This is a genomic window from Gammaproteobacteria bacterium (genome assembly GCA_016199745.1).
In the GTDB taxonomy this organism is placed as follows: Bacteria; Pseudomonadota; Gammaproteobacteria; order Acidiferrobacterales; family Sulfurifustaceae; genus JACQFZ01.
Map to the genome: position 1 here is coordinate 247,880 of JACQFZ010000022.1, position 16,284 is coordinate 264,163.

Sequence of the window (16,284 nt, forward strand, 5' to 3'; positions counted from 1 at the left end):
GAATAGCCAATAATGAGCGAGGCACTGCAGGCGCTTGCGACAAACGTCGCCGAGAAATTAGGCGGATTGGTCACGCGCGTCGTTTTAGCGCATGGCGAGCTGACATTAGAAATTCGACGCGACGGAATTTTAAAAGCGGCGCGTGCACTGCGTGACGATTCGGCGTTCGCCTTCGAACAACTCATCGATGTCTGCGGCGTGGATTACGCGACTTATCGCGCGGAATCGCGCGAAGGCGTCAAAGCCGGCCCACGCTTCGCCGTTGTCTACCATCTGTTGTCGATCAAGCACAACCGCCGAGTACGGGTACGAGTGTTACTCGACGACGACATGCCGCGCGTCGATTCGGTGAGCGAGATTTGGAGCGCGGCCGATTGGTTCGAGCGCGAGGCGTTCGATCTATTCGGCATTATCTTTGAAGGGCATCCGGATCTGCGTCGATTACTGACCGACTACGGTTTCATCGGCCACCCGTTCCGCAAAGATTTCCCGCTGATCGGCAATGTCGAAATGCGTTACGACGAGACCAAACGGCGTGTTGTCTACCAACCGGTGTCGATCGAGCCGCGCGTGTTGGTGCCGCGCGTAATTCGTGACGAAGGATTCGCCCGTGGCTGAGATCCGTAACTACACCATGAACTTCGGGCCGCAACATCCGGCGGCGCACGGTGTGTTGCGCCTGGTGATGGAGCTCGACGGCGAAGTCATTCAGCGGATCGATCCGCATATCGGTTTACTGCATCGCGGCACTGAAAAGCTGGCCGAGAGCAAGCCATACAACCAATCGATCGGTTACATGGATCGGCTCGATTACGTATCGATGATGTGCAACGAGCACGCCTACGTGCGCGCCATCGAGAAGTTACTCGGCATCGAAGCGCCGGTGCGGGCGCAATACATTCGGGTGATGTTCGACGAGATCACGCGCATCCTGAATCATTTGCTCTGGCTCGGCGCCCACGGTCTCGATATCGGTGCAATGACGGTGTTCCTGTACTGCTTCCGCGAGCGCGAAGATTTGTTCGATTGCTATGAAGCGGTGTCCGGCGCGCGCATGCACGCGACCTATTACCGTCCGGGCGGCGTTTATCGCGATTTGCCGGACAGCATGCCGAAGTACCAGTCGTCCAAGTGGCACGACGAAAAAGAAGTCGCGCAGCTCAACACTAACCGCCAAGGTTCGTTACTCGATTTCGTTTGGGACTTCACCGAGCGCTTCCCCGGTTATGTCGACGAGTACGAAACGCTGTTGACCGACAATCGCATCTGGAAGCAACGCACCGTCGGTATCGGCGTCGTCAGCCCAGAGCGTGCATTGCAGCTCGGTTTTACCGGTCCGATGTTGCGCGGCAGCGGCATCGAGTGGGATTTGCGCAAGAAACAACCGTATGCCGTTTACGATCGTGTCGATTTCGATATCCCGGTCGGCGTCAATGGCGACTGCTACGACCGTTATCTCGTGCGTATTGAAGAGATGCGGCAAAGCAACCGCATTGTCCGTCAATGCGTCGATTGGTTGCGGCGCAATCCAGGCCCGGTGATGGTCGATGACCACAAGGTGGCGCCGCCGCGGCGCGAAGAAATGAAGGCCGATATGGAGGCATTGATTCACCACTTCAAACTTTTTACCGAAGGGTACTGCGCGCCCGAAGGCGAGGTGTATGCCGCGGTCGAAGCGCCGAAGGGCGAGTTCGGTGTGTACTTGATTTCCGATGGTGCTAATAAGCCGTATCGGGTGAAGTTGCGCGCACCGGGCTTCGCGCATTTGGCGGCGCTCGATGAAATGTGCCGCGGCCACATGATCGCCGACTTGGTAGCCATTATCGGTACGCAGGACATCGTCTTCGGGGAGATCGATCGCTAATGGCCACGTCGTCTAAGCCGCATCCAGCGCATACGCTATCGGCCGCTGCGCGCGCCGAGATCGATCGTTGGTTAACGAAATATCCGGCCGACCGCCGGCGGGCGGCGACGTTGCCGGCGCTGACGATTGTGCAGCGCGAGAACGGCGGTTATCTCACGCCGGTGTTACTCGAGGCCGTGGCCGATTACCTCGGTATTCCGCAAGTGGCAGTGCAGGAAGTCGCTACCTTTTATAGCTTGTACGACTTGCAACCGGTCGGTCGACACAAAGTTTATGTCTGCAACAGCATCTCCTGCTGGTTGCGCGGCTCCGAAAAATTGCTCGAGCACATCAAGCAGCGTCTCGGCGTCGACATTGGCGAGACCACCGCCGACGGCCGCTGCACCTTAAAGCAGGCCGAGTGCTTGGCCGCTTGCGGTGGTGCACCGGCGTTGATGATCGACGACAAGTATCACGAGAACGTGACGCCGGAAAAATTCGACGCGTTGTTGGCGGGGTTGAAATAACCATGACCACCCGCGTCTGCCTGCCGGACCCCAGTCTCGACAAACCGTGGACGCTGGCGAGCTATCGCAGCACCGGCGGTTATGAGATGTGGGAAAAGATACTGCGCGAGAAGCCCGAGCCCGCGACCATCGTCGATACGCTCAAGACGGCGGCGTTGCGCGGTCGTGGCGGTGCTGGTTTTGCTACCGGCATTAAGTGGAGCTTCATCAATCCGAAGTCGCCGGGCCAAAAATACTTGGTCTGCAACTCCGATGAAGGCGAGCCAGGCACCTTCAAAGACCGCGATATCCTGCGCTACAACCCGCATCAAGTGATCGAAGGCATGGCAATCGCCAGCTATGTCATGGGTACGACCGTCGGTTACAACTACATGCGCGGCGAATTTATCGAGCCGTACGAGCGCTTCGAATCGGCATTGAAAGAAGCTTACGGCGCGGGTCTTTTGGGTAAGAACATTTTGGATTCGGGTGTCGATTTCGATCTATACGATCATCTCGGCGCTGGCGCTTATATCTGCGGCGAGGAAACGGCGCTGCTCGAATCGATCGAAGGCAAACGCGGTTTGCCGCGCTATAAGCCGCCGTTCCCGGCGCACTTTGGCTTGTTCGGTCGGCCGACCACGGTCAACAACACCGAGACCTTCGCCTCGGTCCCGTATATCCTGCGTCACGGTGCCCAGCACTTTCTCGGTTTGGGCAAGCCGAACAACGGCGGCGTCAAAATTTTCTCGGTGTCCGGCCACGTCAATCGCCCGGGCAACTACGAAATTCCGCTCGGCACGCCGTTCGCTGAATTACTTAAGATGGCCGGCGGCGTACGCAACGGCCATCGCGTGAAGGCGGTCATTCCCGGCGGTTCGTCGGCGAAGGTTTTGCCCGGTCGCATCATGATGGAGCTGACCATGGATTACGACTCGATCTCGAAGGCGGGGTCGATGCTCGGTTCCGGCGCCGTCATCGTCATGGACGAGACCACTTGCATGGTGCGCGCGCTACAACGCATTTCACATTTTTATTATGAAGAGTCGTGCGGCCAATGCACGCCGTGCCGCGAAGGCACCGGCTGGATGGCGCGCATGATCGATCGCATCGAAGCCGGGCAGGGCCGACCGCAGGATCTCGACCTGCTCGACGACGTCGCCTCGAAAATCGAAGGCCGCACCATCTGCGCCTTCGGCGAGGCCGCCGCCTGGCCGGTGCGTAGTTTCGTCCAGCAGTTTCGCGACGAATTCCAATACCATATCGAGCGTCGGGCATGTCTGCCCGAGACACGAGAGGATTCATGAGCGTGCAGCAGCCACAACCGGCACCGGCACCCGATACCGTCACGATCGAGGTCGATGGCCGTAAGCTTCAAGCCGCCAAGGGCTCGATGATCATTCAGTCGACCGACGCCGCCGGTATCTACGTTCCGCGTTTTTGCTACCACGACAAGCTGCCGATTGCCGCCAACTGCCGCATGTGTTTGGTTGAAGTCGAGAAGTCGCCGAAGCCGCTGCCGGCCTGTGCTACACCGGTGGCCGACGGCATGAAGATCTACACGCGTTCGGCCAAGGCCAAAGACGCGCAGCAGCACGTGATGGAATTCCTGCTGCTCAATCATCCGCTCGATTGCCCGATTTGCGACCAGGGCGGCGAATGTCCGTTGCAGGACCAAGCGCTCGGCTACGGCAAAGACGATTCGCGCTACGAAGAGCGTAAGCGCGTCATTCCGGACAAAGACATCGGTCCGTTAATCACCACCTTCATGACGCGTTGCATTCATTGCACGCGTTGCGTGCGTTTCGGTCAGGAGATCGCCGGCGTCGCCGAGTTCGGCGTGCTCGGTCGCGGCGAGCACAGCGAAATCCGCACGTTCCTCGACAAGAGCGTCGACTCCGAGCTGTCCGGCAACGTCATCGACATCTGCCCAGTCGGCGCGCTGACGTCGAAGCCGTTCCAATACAAAGCGCGGCCGTGGGAGCTCGATCATCACGCGTCGATCGCGCCGCACGATTGCGTCGGTTCCAACGTCGACGTGCAGACGTTGCGCGACAAAGTGATGCGCGTCTTGCCGCGTACCAACGAGTCGATCAACGAATGCTGGTTGTCGGACCGTGATCGCTTCAGCTACGAAGCGCTCAACTCCGAAGAGCGGCTGCGTCTGCCGATGATTCATCGCAGCGGCCAATGGGAAGAAGTCGATTGGCCGACCGCGCTCGATTTCGTTGCCCAAGGCCTGCGTCGTACGATCGAGCGCCACGGCGCCGATGCCGTCGGCGCATTGGCATCGCCGATGGCGACGGTCGAAGAGCATTATCTGTTGCAGAAGCTCATGCGCGCGCTCGGTTCGCACAATGTCGATCATCGTTTGCGTCAACTCGATTTCAGCGACGATGCGCGGACACCGTTGTATCCGGGACTCGGCATGTCGATCGCCGATCTCGAAAAGCTGGACGCGGTGCTGTTGATCGGCGCCAACCCGCGTAAAGATCAGCCGCTGATCGGCCTACGTCTGCGTAAAGCGGCAGTCCGCGGTGCGCGCGTCATGGCCATCAATCCGGTCGACTACGACTTTACCTACCGTTTAGCCGGCAAGGTGATCGGCCGGCCGGAAACGATGTACGCCGCTGTCGCTGAGGTCGCCAAGGCGTTGAGCGATGCGCATGGCGCGCCGACCGGTAGCGCCAGTTGGATCGATGCGCTGACGCCAGGCACCGATGCGCGTCGTATCGCTGACGTATTAACGCAGGCCTCAAATAAGATGGTGCTGCTCGGACCGTTCGCTGCCAGCCATCCGCAAGCCGCCGGCTTGCGGACATTGGCGCAGCGTATTGCCGAGTTGTCCGGCGCTACGCTCGGCTTTTTACCGGAAGCCAATGCCGTCGGTGCTTGCGTTGCCGGTTGTTTACCGCATCGCGGGCCGCTCGGCGGTGCTGCCGGCAACGGCCGCAACACGCTGACCATGCTGCGCGAGCCGCGCAAGGCTTACTTACTATATGGCGTCGAGCCCGAGCTCGATGTGCTCGATGGCGCGTTGGCGGCAAAGGCGATGGAAGCCGCCGAGTTCGTCACCATGTTTACCCACTTCAAGCCGTCGATCTATCGCGGTGGTGCCATCGGTTATGCGCATGCTTTGTTACCGCTGGCACCGTTCACCGAGACTGCCGGCAGCTTCGTCAACGTCGAAGGTCGCGTGCAGCGGTTCGACGCGGCGGTAAAGCTGCTTGGTGAAACACGTCCTGGTTGGAAGATTCTGCGCGTACTGGGCGACAAGCTGGGCGCCGATGGTTTTCAGTATTCGACCATCGACGAAGTACGGGCCGAGCTCAATCTGCCGACGCAAATCAGTGCCGGCGTGTTGGAGAAGGGAACGATTCCATCGCCGGTGCGCGTGCCGCTCACCGATGGCCAACTGTATCGTTTGGCCGAAGTGCCGCTCTACGCCGCCGATCCGTTGGTTCGGCGTGCGCCCGCGTTGCAGCATACGGCCGACAATCCGCCGCCGGCGTTGCGCGTGAACGCATCGGTCGCGGCGCAGTTGCACCTGACCGAAGGCGAAATGGTGATGGTGCGGACGATCGCCGGTGAGGCACGTCTCAATGTTGCTATCGACGCGCGTATCGCCGACGGCTGCGCGTTGGTTCCATCCGGTTACTTCGAGACCGCGGCGCTCGGTGCGCACGGCGCCGCCAGCGTGGTGCGCGAGCGATGAACGAGACCGGTCTGGCAATCTTGGATGGCCTGCCGCCGTGGCTGCAGGTCACGGCATGGACGCTGGCGAAGATCGTCGCGATCCTATTGCCGTTGATCCTCAGCGTCGCTTATCTCACGTTCGCCGAACGCAAAATTATCGGCTACATGCAGGTCCGTATCGGCCCGAATCGCGTCGGACCGCGCGGCTGGCTGCAGCCAATCGCCGACGTGCTGAAGATGCTGTTGAAGGAAGTCATCATCCCGGCCAAAGCGAACCGTTATCTGTTCGTTATTGCACCGCTGTTGGCGTTGGCGCCGGCGTTCACCGCCTGGGCGGTGATTCCGTTCACCGACGAGCTGGTGTTGGCCAACGTCGACGCCAGCCTATTGTTCATCCTGGCGCTGACATCGATGGGCGTTTACGGCGTCATCATCGCCGGCTGGGCGTCGAATTCGAAGTACGCATTCTTGGGCAGTATGCGCTCGGCGGCGCAGATCGTGGCGTACGAAATTGCCATGGGTTTTGCTCTGGTCGGCGTGCTGATGGCGGCCGGCAGTCTCAACCTGCGCGAGATCGTGCTGCATCAGGCGGGTGACTACGGTGTGCTTGAGTGGTACGTCTGGCCGCTGTTTCCGTTGTTTGTCGTTTACTTCATCGCCGGCGTCGCCGAAACCAACCGCGCGCCGTTCGATGTCGCCGAAGGCGAGTCGGAACTGGTCGCCGGCTTTCACGTCGAATACTCCGGCATCGGTTTTGCGTTGTTCTTCCTGGCCGAATACGCCAACATGATTTTGATTGCGGCGCTGGCGGCGCTCATGTTCCTCGGCGGCTGGTTGTCGCCGCTGCCGCCGTCGTGGGTGCCGGATGTGCCGGTGCTAAAGTCGATCCTTGGCAACGGGCTGCATTGGTTCCTGTTCAAGGTCAGTTTCATGCTGTTTTGGTTTCTCTGGTTCCGCGCGACGTTCCCGCGCTATCGCTACGACCAGATCATGCGCCTCGGCTGGAAGGTATTTATTCCGGTGACGCTAGTGTGGATCGTGCTGATCGGCGCGGTGATGTTCCTGACCCCCTGGGGTTTTATCGTCCACTGATGGAGCGCTGAGATGGGGACATTGTTTATTTTTGGGAAGAGGAAGGTGGCATTAGCTGGCCCCTCTCCCCTTGCGCTCTCCCTCTTTCGGGGGAGAGGGGGAGTTGGAAAAGGGCTCGTCATATGAGTTCGTTCAAGCGCTACGTAAATAGTTTTCTATTGGTTGAGCTGCTCAAGGGCCTGAGTGTCACCGGTCGTCACTTGTTCAAGCGCAAGATCACGGTGCAGTACCCGGACGAGAAAACGCCGGTAAGCCCGCGCTTTCGTGGCTTGCATGCGTTGCGGCGTTATCCGAACGGCGAAGAGCGTTGTATCGCCTGTAAATTGTGCGAGGCAGTGTGCCCAGCGTTGGCAATCACCATCGAGTCGACTCAGCGTTCCGACGGCACGCGCCGCACGACGCGGTACGATATCGACCTGTTCAAGTGCATCTACTGCGGCTTCTGTGAAGAATCATGCCCGGTGGATTCGATCGTCGAAACATCGTTCAACGAATTTCATATGGAAAAGCGCGGCGAGCAGATAATCAATAAGGAACAACTGCTCGCCATGGGCGATAAATTCGAGAAGCGCATCGCTGCCGATCGTGCAGCGGATGCGAAGTTTCGATGAGAATTATCCGCCAACCTGAAATTCCCTCCCCCCTGAAGGGGGAGGGGAGTAGGCGCGCCGCATTTGCGCGCGTGTCAGTTCTTGGGCCTTGGGCATTCGTGGCAACTAATAATGTTTGAATTCAAGCAACTCATTTTCTACGTCTTCGCCGGCCTGCTGGTGTTCGCATCAGCGATGGTGATTACGTTGCGCAACCCGGTGAAATCGGCGTTGTTCCTGGTGCTGGCGTTCTTCAGTGCCGCTGGCTTGTGGTTGTTATTGTCGGCTGAATTCCTGGCGATCGTGCTGGTGCTGGTGTACGTGGGCGCGGTCATGGTGCTGTTCCTGTTCGTCGTGATGATGCTCGATATTAATTTGGCACGTTTACGCGCCGGCTTTGGCGAGTACTTGCCAATCGGCGGCATCGTTGCCGTGTTGCTGGTGTTGGAGATGTCGCTGATTTTGAGCTCCGGCAATTTCTCGCCGACACACATGCCGGAGCCGGCAGCGGCAGTTGCCGGCCACAGCAATACACGCGAGCTTGGGCGCCTTATTTATACGTTCTACGTTTATCCATTCGAGTTGGCGGCGGTCATTCTGTTGGTAGCGATCATTGCTGCTATCGCCTTGACCATGCGCCGGCGTAAAGATACGAAATATCTCGATCCGGCCGCGCAGATCGGTGTGCGACGCGAAGATCGCGTGCGCATCGTCAAGATGCCGGCGGAAAAGAAGTCGTGATTTCCCTGAAACGCTCGACGGCGTTTATTGAAAAAGAATAGTTAAGGAGAAGCGATGATCCCGTTGGAACACTACCTGATCGTTGGTGCGATTCTGTTCGCGCTGAGCGTCGTCGGGATTTTTCTCAACCGGAAGAATCTCGTGATCCTGCTCATGGCGATCGAGCTCATGTTGCTGGCAGTGAATATGAACTTCGTCGCCTTCTCGCATTACTTGGAAGACACCGCCGGCCAGGTGTTCGTGTTCTTCATTCTGACGGTCGCCGCCGCCGAGTCGGCCATCGGCCTCGCCATTCTGGTGGTACTGTTCCGTAATCGTTCCACTATCGACGTCGAAGACCTGGATACGCTGAAGGGATGAGCCAAGAAACTATCTATTTGCTGATCCCGTTGTCGTGCCTCGCCGGCGCGTTGATTGCCGGCTTGCTCGGTTGGAAGATCAGCCGTGTGGCGGCGCACTGCGTAACGATTCTCGGTGTCGCTATCGCTTTCGGCCTGTCGGCATTCGTCGTGTTGCCGGATGTGTATGCCGGTCACAGCTTTAACGGCGCGATTTATACCTGGGCGGTCGCCGGTCGCTTGCCGCTCGAAGTCGGTTTCTTAATCGATCCGTTGACGGCGGTGATGATGACCGTCGTCACTTTCGTCTCGTTGATGGTGCATATCTACACCATCGGTTATATGCACGACGATCCGGGTTACCAGCGTTTCTTCAGTTACATCTCGTTGTTCACCTTCGCCATGTTGATGTTGGTGATGTCGAACAACTTCCTGCAGCTGTTTTTCGGCTGGGAGGCGGTCGGTTTGATGTCGTACCTGTTGATCGGCTTCTGGTATACGCGGCCGACGGCGACGTACGCGCAGCTGAAAGCGTTTCTGATGAATCGCGTCGGCGATCTTGGCTTCCTGCTCGGTATCGCCGCGATCTTTTACTATTTCGACAGCCTCGATTACGCCGCGGTATTCGCTATCGCGCCGCAGTTCGCCCATGAAGTGCTGCAGGTCATCCCCGGCACCGATTGGAACGCGTTGACGCTGATCTGCATCCTGTTGTTCATCGGTGCCATGGGCAAATCGGCGCAGGTACCGCTGCATGTTTGGCTGCCCGACTCGATGGAAGGTCCGACGCCGATCTCGGCGTTGATCCACGCGGCAACGATGGTGACTGCCGGCGTGTTCATGGTGGCGCGCATGTCGCCGCTGTACGAGTTGTCGGAGGTGGCGCTGTCGGTGGTGCTCGTTATCGGCGCAATTACGGCGTTCAGCATGGCACTGGTCGGCATCGTCCAAAACGATATCAAACGCATCGTTGCGTTCTCGACGCTGTCGCAGCTCGGTTACATGATGGTGGCGCTCGGCGCGTCGGCTTACAGCGTCGGCATTTTTCATCTGGGCACGCATGCCTTTTTCAAGGCGTTGCTGTTCTTAGGCGCCGGTTCGGTGATTATCGCCATGCATCACGAGCAAGACATCCGCAAAATGGGCGGGCTGCGCAAGTACATGCCGTGGACGTTCATTACCATGTGGGTCGGTACGCTGGCGATCATCGGTTTTCCCGGGATGTCCGGCTTTTTCTCGAAGGATTTGATTATCGAAGCGGTGCAGCACTCGACGTTGCCGGGTAGCGGTATCGCTTATGCCGCCGTGCTCTCGGGTGTACTAATTACATCGTTCTATTCTTTCCGATTGCTGTTCCTCGTGTTCCACGGCAAGCCGCGCATGGACCACGATACCGAGCACCATCTGAAGGAATCGCCGCTGGTCGTGGTAGTGCCGTTGGTGCTGTTAGCAATCCCGTCGATCGCTGCCGGTTATCTATTGCAGCCGATTGTTTTCAGTGGTTACTTCGGTGAGGCCATCAAGGTATTGCCGGCGCACGATACCGTCGGCCATATCAAGGAACATTTCCACGGTCTCGGCCCATTTATCGCTCACGGCTTCACCAGCATACCGATGCTGCTGGCGGCAATCGGCTTTGGCCTCGCCTGGTTCTTATATATCCGTCGGCCCGATCTGCCGGAGCAAATCCGTGTGCGGGTCAATGTGTTGTACCAGGTGCTGCTGAACAAATATTACTTCGACGAGATCTATCAGTTCGTCTTCATCCGCGGCGCGCGCGGCATCGGTAAATTGTTCTGGCGCGTCGGCGATGTGAAGCTGATCGATGGTTTGGCGGTCAACGGTACGGCGCGCCTGGTAGGGTGGGTGTCGGCGGCGGTTCGGCATATCCAATCCGGCTATGTCTATCACTATGCCTTCGCCATGATCCTCGGCCTGTTCTTCCTAATAACGTTCTTAAAATATTTCCACTAACCGATGCTCGTCGATCATTTGCTCAGTCTCTGCGTCTGGCTGCCGATCATCGGCGGCGTAGTCGTGCTTGCCACCGGTGACGACACGCGCGCGCCGCTGGCGCGCAAGCTGGCGCTGCTGTTCTCGTTGCTGTCGTTTGTCGCCACCATTCCGCTCTATCTCTATTTCGATTCGGGCACGGCGCAGATGCAGTTCGTCGAGAACTATGCGTGGATCGATGCGTTCAATATTCGTTATCGGCTCGGTATCGACGGTATTTCCCTTTGGTTGATACTGCTCACCAGTTTCAGCACGGTGCTGGTGGTGATCTCCTCCTGGGAAGTGATCGAGAAGCGCGTCGCCCAATACCTGGCGGCGTTCCTGTTCATGGAAGGTTTGATGATCGGTGTGTTCGCCGCGCTCGATGGGATTTTGTTCTACGTCTTCTGGGAAGCGATGTTGGTACCGATGTTCATCATCATCGGCCTATGGGGCGGACCGAACCGCGTGTACGCCACTATCAAGTTCTTCCTGTACACCTTCATCGGCTCGGTATTGATGTTGGTGGCGCTGCTGTATCTGTACCACAAGACCGGCAATTTCGACATTCTAGGTTTCCACGCGCAGAAGCTCGACCTGAATGAGCAGATCCTGATCTTCCTGGCGTTCTTCGCCGCGTTCGCGGTGAAGGTGCCGATGTGGCCGGTACACACGTGGTTGCCGGATGCGCACGTCGAAGCGCCGACCGGTGGCTCGGTTATTCTGGCGGCGATTATGTTGAAGCTCGGCGCCTACGGTTTCTTGCGGTTCTCGCTGCCGATCGCACCCGACGCGTCGCATCATCTCGCTTGGCTGATGATCATGTTGTCGCTGATTGCGGTCGTGTATATCGGTCTGGTAGCGCTGGTACAAGAAGACATGAAGAAGCTGATTGCTTATTCGTCGATCGCGCACATGGGCTTCGTCACGCTCGGCTTCTTTGTCTTCAATGCCCAGGGCATCGAAGGCGGCCTGATCCAGATGATCTCGCACGGTTTCGTCTCGGGCGCGTTATTCCTGTGCGTCGGCGTGCTTTACGACCGTATGCACTCGCGCATGATCCGCGACTACGGCGGGGTGGCCAAACCGATGCCAGTGTTCGCCGCGTTCATGATGCTATTCGCTATGGCCAACAGCGGTCTGCCCGGCACGTCCGGTTTCGTCGGTGAGTTCTTGGTCATTCTCGGTGCGTTCCAGGTCAGCTTCTGGTACGCGTTGGTGGCGGGGACGACATTGATCTTCGGCGCGGCGTATTCGTTGTGGATGTACAAACGGGTGATCTTCGGCGATATCGGCAGTGCCGACGTTGCCGCGTTGACCGATATCAATCGTCGTGAGGCGATCTTTCTGGTCACGCTGGCCACGGCAGTATTGTTCATGGGATTGTGGCCGAATCCGTTCCTGGACGTCATGCATACCTCGGTCGAGCATTTGCTGGCCCAGGTCAACCAAACCAAGCTCTAACGCGACCATGAATCTCGAAATGCCGAGCCTGTTCCCCGTGTTACCCGAGATCTTCGTGTTCGCGATGGCGTGCGTGATCTTGCTGGCTGACCTCTATATCGCGCCGAGTGCCCGGTCAGTGTCGTACGCGTTGACGCAGTTGACGCTGGCGGGCGCCGCCTGTCTGACGATCGCCGGTGCCGATATCTCGGGTTATTTGTTCAACCGTATGTTCGTCGCCGACCCGTTGTCGGTATTGCTCAAGCTGGCGATCTATGGCGTGACCTTCTTCGTCTTCGCCTACTCGCGCGATTATTTGCGCAGTCGTGGCTTGGATCGCAGCGAATACTACGTTCTCGGTTTGTTCGGCATCGTCGGCATGATGGTGATGGTATCGGCCAGCCACTTCTTGACGCTGTACCTCGGTCTCGAGCTGTTGTCGTTGTCGCTCTATTCGATGGTGGCGTTCCAGCGCGATTCGGCGACTGCCACCGAGGCGGCGATGAAGTACTTCGTGCTCGGCGCTATGGCCTCCGGCATGTTGCTCTACGGCATGTCCATGCTCTACGGCGTGACCGGTAGCTTGGAGATTAGTGCGGTACGCCTAGCTGTCAGCAAAATGAACCCGAACGACATCGTGTTGATCTTCGGATTAGTTTTCGTCGTCGTCGGTATCGCGTTTAAGCTCGGCTCGGTACCGTTCCATATGTGGGTGCCCGACGTCTATCACGGTGCGCCGACGGCAGTAACGCTTTATATCAGTACCGCCCCCGAGCTGGCGGCCTTTGCCATGGTAATGCGTCTCCTGGTCGGCGGTCTCGAAGGGGTTTCCAGCTCGTGGCACGGCATGTTGGTTATCCTTGCCATTCTGTCGATGGCGCTCGGTAACCTGATTGCCATCGCCCAGACCAACATTAAGCGCATGTTGGCGTATTCGGCGATCTCGCACATGGGTTTCTTCTTGCTCGGCATTTTGAGCGCGTCGCCCAGCGGTTATAGCGCGTCGTTGTTCTACGTGCTGGTGTACGCCGTCATGAGCCTCGGTGCGTTCGGCATCGTGATCCTGCTGTCGCGTTCCGGTTTCGAGGCCGAGCGCCTGGACGACTTCAAGGGCCTTAACCAGCGTAGCCCGTGGCACGCGTTCTTGATGTTGTTGCTGATGTTTTCCATGGCCGGTGTGCCACCGACTGCTGGGTTCTATGCAAAGTTTCTTGTGATCCAATCGCTCGTTGGTAGCGGCGCGGTTTGGTTGGCAGTGTTATCTGTGCTGTTTGCCGTCATCGGCGCTTATTACTACCTACGTATCGTCAAGCTCATGTACTTCGACGATGCGCAAGATCTGGCGCCAATCGAGGCGGGCAGGGACTTTCGCGTGTTGCTTGGCGTTAATGGGTTGCTGCTGGTCGGTATCCTGCCGTGGGTCGGCACGGTTATTGATTGGTGTAATTTCGCCATTCGCTCACTGTCTTACTCATAGTGTTGTTTCCGTTTTATCTTTTCTAGTTAGAATCCGTTCTTCGGATCCTAAAAAACGGTGAGCACTCTATGGTTTTAGCAAAACGCGTTATTTCGGTATTGCTGTTAGTTGCCGCTGTTAACGCTGTCCCGGTATGGGCACAGCAAAAGGGCGACTTCAGTCTCAGTTACGGCGCCGAGTACACCACCGGCAGCTACGACACCTCGCAAGACACCGACATTTGGTATTTTCCGTTCACCTTTAAATACGAAGCGGATCGCTACAGCGTATCCATGACCGCACCGTTACTCGTCGTCGATGGACCGGGCACTATCGTCCCGGGCGGCGATGGACGCGGCATCCCCAGCGGTCGCGCGGCCGGGGAGAGCGATGCCGAAATCGGCGTCGGCGATTTGTTGCTCAAAGGGTCGGTTAATTTATGGACCGAAGATAACGAGCGTCCGCGCATCGATGTTACCGGCAAGGTTAAGTTTGGTACTGCCGACGAAGACAAGAACCTCGGCACTGGCGAGAACGATCTGTCGATTCAGATCGATGCCGAGCGTAACTACGGCACCACTGGCTTGTTCGGTTCGCTCGGATATAAGTTCATGGGCGATCCGTCCGGTGTCGATTATGACAACGTTCCGTTTGCTTCGGCCGGCGCGGTTTTTAACGTCGGCAATACGACTACCCTGGGCGCAACGTTCGATATGCAGGATAACGTTTTGCCGGGTACACCGTCGCAACGTGAGTTGACGTTGTTCATGAGCAGCAAGGCCGACGCGCAGACTCGCATCACGGGGTATGTGATGAAGGGGCTGAGCGATGGTAGTCCGGATTGGGGAGTGGGTGTGTTGGTGAAGGTGGCGCAGTAGGTTGGGTTGAATCGCCCCCGTTGGGGGCGATGACTGTCGATGTAATAAATATAATCAGCGGGATGCTCTGCCCCGCAACCCAGGGTTCCTTTTCTTTGCTTGTGCAAAGAAAAGGAACCAAAAGAAAGCACCCCCCCGGGGTGGCGCAACGCCTTCCTGTGCTTCTCACTCCGCTTACCCAACGCATGGTATGGCCAAGTAACGTCAATGTTGTCGGCCAACGACTGCTAATCGCACCACCGAGCAACGCACCAATGCATACGCCGACGCTCGTGAGTAGATTGTGGATCGCCCAGTAGGGCGCGCGCCGTTCGGTTGGGACTATGTCATAAAGATAATTGCCGATGGCGAGCGTGAAACCGGCCCAGGCGGCGCCGGATATCGCTTGGACAAATAACAGATGAAGCCGGTGACGCTCATGAACCGCGTGCGTCCACCGAAAAATCGGCCGCGCTTACGCGGCGGTACCAGATCGCCCATCAGGCTGCTCCAGAGCGGCGCTTCCAACCCGAGCCAGCCGAAGTAGAGCGCGACGCTGCTGACCATCACCGGTATGGCGTGCGCCGGAAAGAAATATGGCAACCAGATAATCGGCAACCAGGTGAGCGCGTGCATCAATGCGCCAAACAGAATTAGCGTGCGTCGGGTGCCGACGCGCGCTTCGAGCCATGCCGCCAACAATTGCGTTAGTGCCCCGAACAATGGTGGAACCGCCGCCAATAACGATATCTGCGGCCGCGCCGGCGCGGTGGCTTGTCGTGTGGCATCTTCTGGGCGATAAGGCGCGCGAATCGATGGCTTTGCGTGCTAGGCTAAGGTTTTATCTGCCAGGCGTTTCTAAGCGTAGCTGATGCAAACTTTTGGTGAAGGCGAGCGGCGTATTCGGGCCGCAGTACGGGCATTAATGAGTCAGGGCCTATGGTTGCTGATCGTCGCCCAGTTTTTCTTCTCGGTGTTATTGCGCCAGTTAGTCGCCGGTGAGGACAAGCCCGAGCCGTTTACACTGATGGTGCTCGGCGGCGTCGGGATCGCTGGACTGTTTTATTTAATGGCGGGGATCTCGCGTGCATTCGCGCAAAGTCGTGACGTCGTCAATATCGGCGACGCCTTGCAGGCGGGCATTCCGGTCTACGGTCCGTTCCTCTGGTTAATGACCAAGGCCGGGCTGGTCATGATCGTTATCATTCAGCTCGTGCAGTTTATCGCTCTGGGTCTTTTTGGCACTGAGCCGGGGGCGTTAACCGAGCAAACGCTGCATGCCTTTGCCTTATCCGTGCCGGCACTCGGCTTTTTGTTTGTCTATTGGTTTCCGGTGGTGTTCGTCGGATCCGACTTTCGATTGCTGCCGACGCTGCGGTCGGCGGTGTTGACGCTGTGGCAGCGTTTACCGCAATCGATGTTCCCCGCCTTGCTGACGCTGGCGCCGGCGATGGTGTTATGGGTGTTCGACGATTCGTTATCATGGGAAGGCCTGGCGGCGGTCGACGCCATTGGCACGCTCATGGGTTGGATCGCGTATATCTACTGTGCCGAACGGTTGGCCGAAATAGGAAGTGGCTAAGTTTCCTTGTATTCCGAAAGATGCGCCTGTAATATCGCGGCCCTGCTGCGGGGTGGAGCAGTCTGGCAGCTCGTCGGGCTCATAACCCGAAGGTCGTAGGTTCAAATCCTACCCCCGCTACCAATCTTTAGACATTTCCCTCCGGCCG

The 16,284-nt window shown here is 57.9% G+C and carries 15 protein-coding genes and 1 tRNA gene; 15 read left to right on the forward strand and 1 reads right to left on the reverse strand.

What is annotated here, in order from left to right; genetic code table 11:
• Nucleotides 1-12 precede the first annotated feature (12 nt).
• The 13 genes from HY308_06150 (at nucleotide 13) to HY308_06210 (ending at nucleotide 14,575) form a co-directional block, all read left to right on the forward strand.
• Nucleotides 13-618 carry an NADH-quinone oxidoreductase subunit C gene (locus HY308_06150; GenBank protein MBI3897862.1) on the forward strand — a complete coding sequence of 202 codons (606 nt, stop codon included), beginning with the start codon at nucleotides 13-15 and terminating at the stop codon, nucleotides 616-618.
• Entirely contained in the window at nucleotides 611-1,864 is a 1,254-nt protein-coding gene (locus tag HY308_06155) for an NADH-quinone oxidoreductase subunit D (GenBank protein ID MBI3897863.1), read from the forward strand. The genes HY308_06150 and HY308_06155 overlap by 8 nt, the downstream gene beginning before the upstream one ends.
• On the forward strand, nucleotides 1,864-2,370 hold the full coding sequence (gene nuoE, locus HY308_06160) for an NADH-quinone oxidoreductase subunit NuoE (protein MBI3897864.1): 507 nt from the start codon (nucleotides 1,864-1,866) through the stop codon (nucleotides 2,368-2,370). The genes HY308_06155 and nuoE overlap by 1 nt, the downstream gene beginning before the upstream one ends.
• A 2-nt stretch (nucleotides 2,371-2,372) precedes the next feature.
• Nucleotides 2,373-3,656 (forward strand): NADH-quinone oxidoreductase subunit NuoF, encoded by a 1,284-nt coding sequence (gene nuoF, locus HY308_06165; protein ID MBI3897865.1) that lies wholly within the window; start codon nucleotides 2,373-2,375, stop codon nucleotides 3,654-3,656.
• Nucleotides 3,653-6,064 (forward strand): NADH-quinone oxidoreductase subunit G, encoded by a 2,412-nt coding sequence (locus tag HY308_06170; GenBank protein MBI3897866.1) that lies wholly within the window; start codon nucleotides 3,653-3,655, stop codon nucleotides 6,062-6,064. Before nuoF ends, HY308_06170 begins: the two co-directional genes overlap by 4 nt.
• Nucleotides 6,061-7,137: an NADH-quinone oxidoreductase subunit NuoH gene (gene nuoH, locus HY308_06175; GenBank protein MBI3897867.1), complete on the forward strand. Its 1,077-nt coding sequence runs from the start codon at nucleotides 6,061-6,063 to the stop codon at nucleotides 7,135-7,137. The genes HY308_06170 and nuoH overlap by 4 nt, the downstream gene beginning before the upstream one ends.
• A 122-nt stretch (nucleotides 7,138-7,259) precedes the next feature.
• Nucleotides 7,260-7,748 carry an NADH-quinone oxidoreductase subunit NuoI gene (gene nuoI, locus HY308_06180; GenBank protein ID MBI3897868.1) on the forward strand — a complete coding sequence of 163 codons (489 nt, stop codon included), beginning with the start codon at nucleotides 7,260-7,262 and terminating at the stop codon, nucleotides 7,746-7,748.
• Between the two features lie 111 nt (nucleotides 7,749-7,859).
• On the forward strand, nucleotides 7,860-8,468 hold the full coding sequence (locus HY308_06185) for an NADH-quinone oxidoreductase subunit J (protein ID MBI3897869.1): 609 nt from the start codon (nucleotides 7,860-7,862) through the stop codon (nucleotides 8,466-8,468).
• Between the two features lie 54 nt (nucleotides 8,469-8,522).
• Entirely contained in the window at nucleotides 8,523-8,828 is a 306-nt protein-coding gene (gene nuoK, locus HY308_06190; protein ID MBI3897870.1) for an NADH-quinone oxidoreductase subunit NuoK, read from the forward strand.
• Nucleotides 8,825-10,780, forward strand: coding sequence for an NADH-quinone oxidoreductase subunit L (gene nuoL / locus HY308_06195; protein MBI3897871.1), 1,956 nt, complete (start codon nucleotides 8,825-8,827; stop codon nucleotides 10,778-10,780). The genes nuoK and nuoL overlap by 4 nt, the downstream gene beginning before the upstream one ends.
• A gap of 3 nt (nucleotides 10,781-10,783) precedes the next feature.
• The gene (locus tag HY308_06200) at nucleotides 10,784-12,262 is read left to right on the forward strand and encodes an NADH-quinone oxidoreductase subunit M (GenBank protein ID MBI3897872.1); all 1,479 of its coding nucleotides are present in this window, start codon (nucleotides 10,784-10,786) and stop codon (nucleotides 12,260-12,262) included.
• A gap of 7 nt (nucleotides 12,263-12,269) precedes the next feature.
• A complete protein-coding gene (gene nuoN / locus HY308_06205) occupies nucleotides 12,270-13,718 on the forward strand; it encodes an NADH-quinone oxidoreductase subunit NuoN (protein ID MBI3897873.1) in 1,449 nt (482 codons plus the stop codon).
• Nucleotides 13,719-13,786: 68 nt separating this feature from the next.
• Entirely contained in the window at nucleotides 13,787-14,575 is a 789-nt protein-coding gene (locus HY308_06210; protein MBI3897874.1) for a hypothetical protein, read from the forward strand.
• Between the two features lie 321 nt (nucleotides 14,576-14,896).
• Here HY308_06210 and HY308_06215 read toward each other — a convergent pair whose 3' ends face one another.
• Complete coding sequence (locus HY308_06215) at nucleotides 14,897-15,295, reverse strand: hypothetical protein (protein ID MBI3897875.1); 399 nt, start codon at nucleotides 15,293-15,295, stop codon at nucleotides 14,897-14,899.
• A 130-nt stretch (nucleotides 15,296-15,425) separates the two neighbouring features.
• Here HY308_06215 and HY308_06220 point away from each other — a divergent pair, with 130 nt between their 5' ends.
• Nucleotides 15,426-16,136 (forward strand): hypothetical protein, encoded by a 711-nt coding sequence (locus HY308_06220; GenBank protein MBI3897876.1) that lies wholly within the window; start codon nucleotides 15,426-15,428, stop codon nucleotides 16,134-16,136.
• A gap of 46 nt (nucleotides 16,137-16,182) precedes the next feature.
• Nucleotides 16,183-16,259: transfer RNA gene (locus HY308_06225), tRNA-Met, on the forward strand.
• The last annotated feature ends 25 nt before the right edge of the window (nucleotides 16,260-16,284 follow it).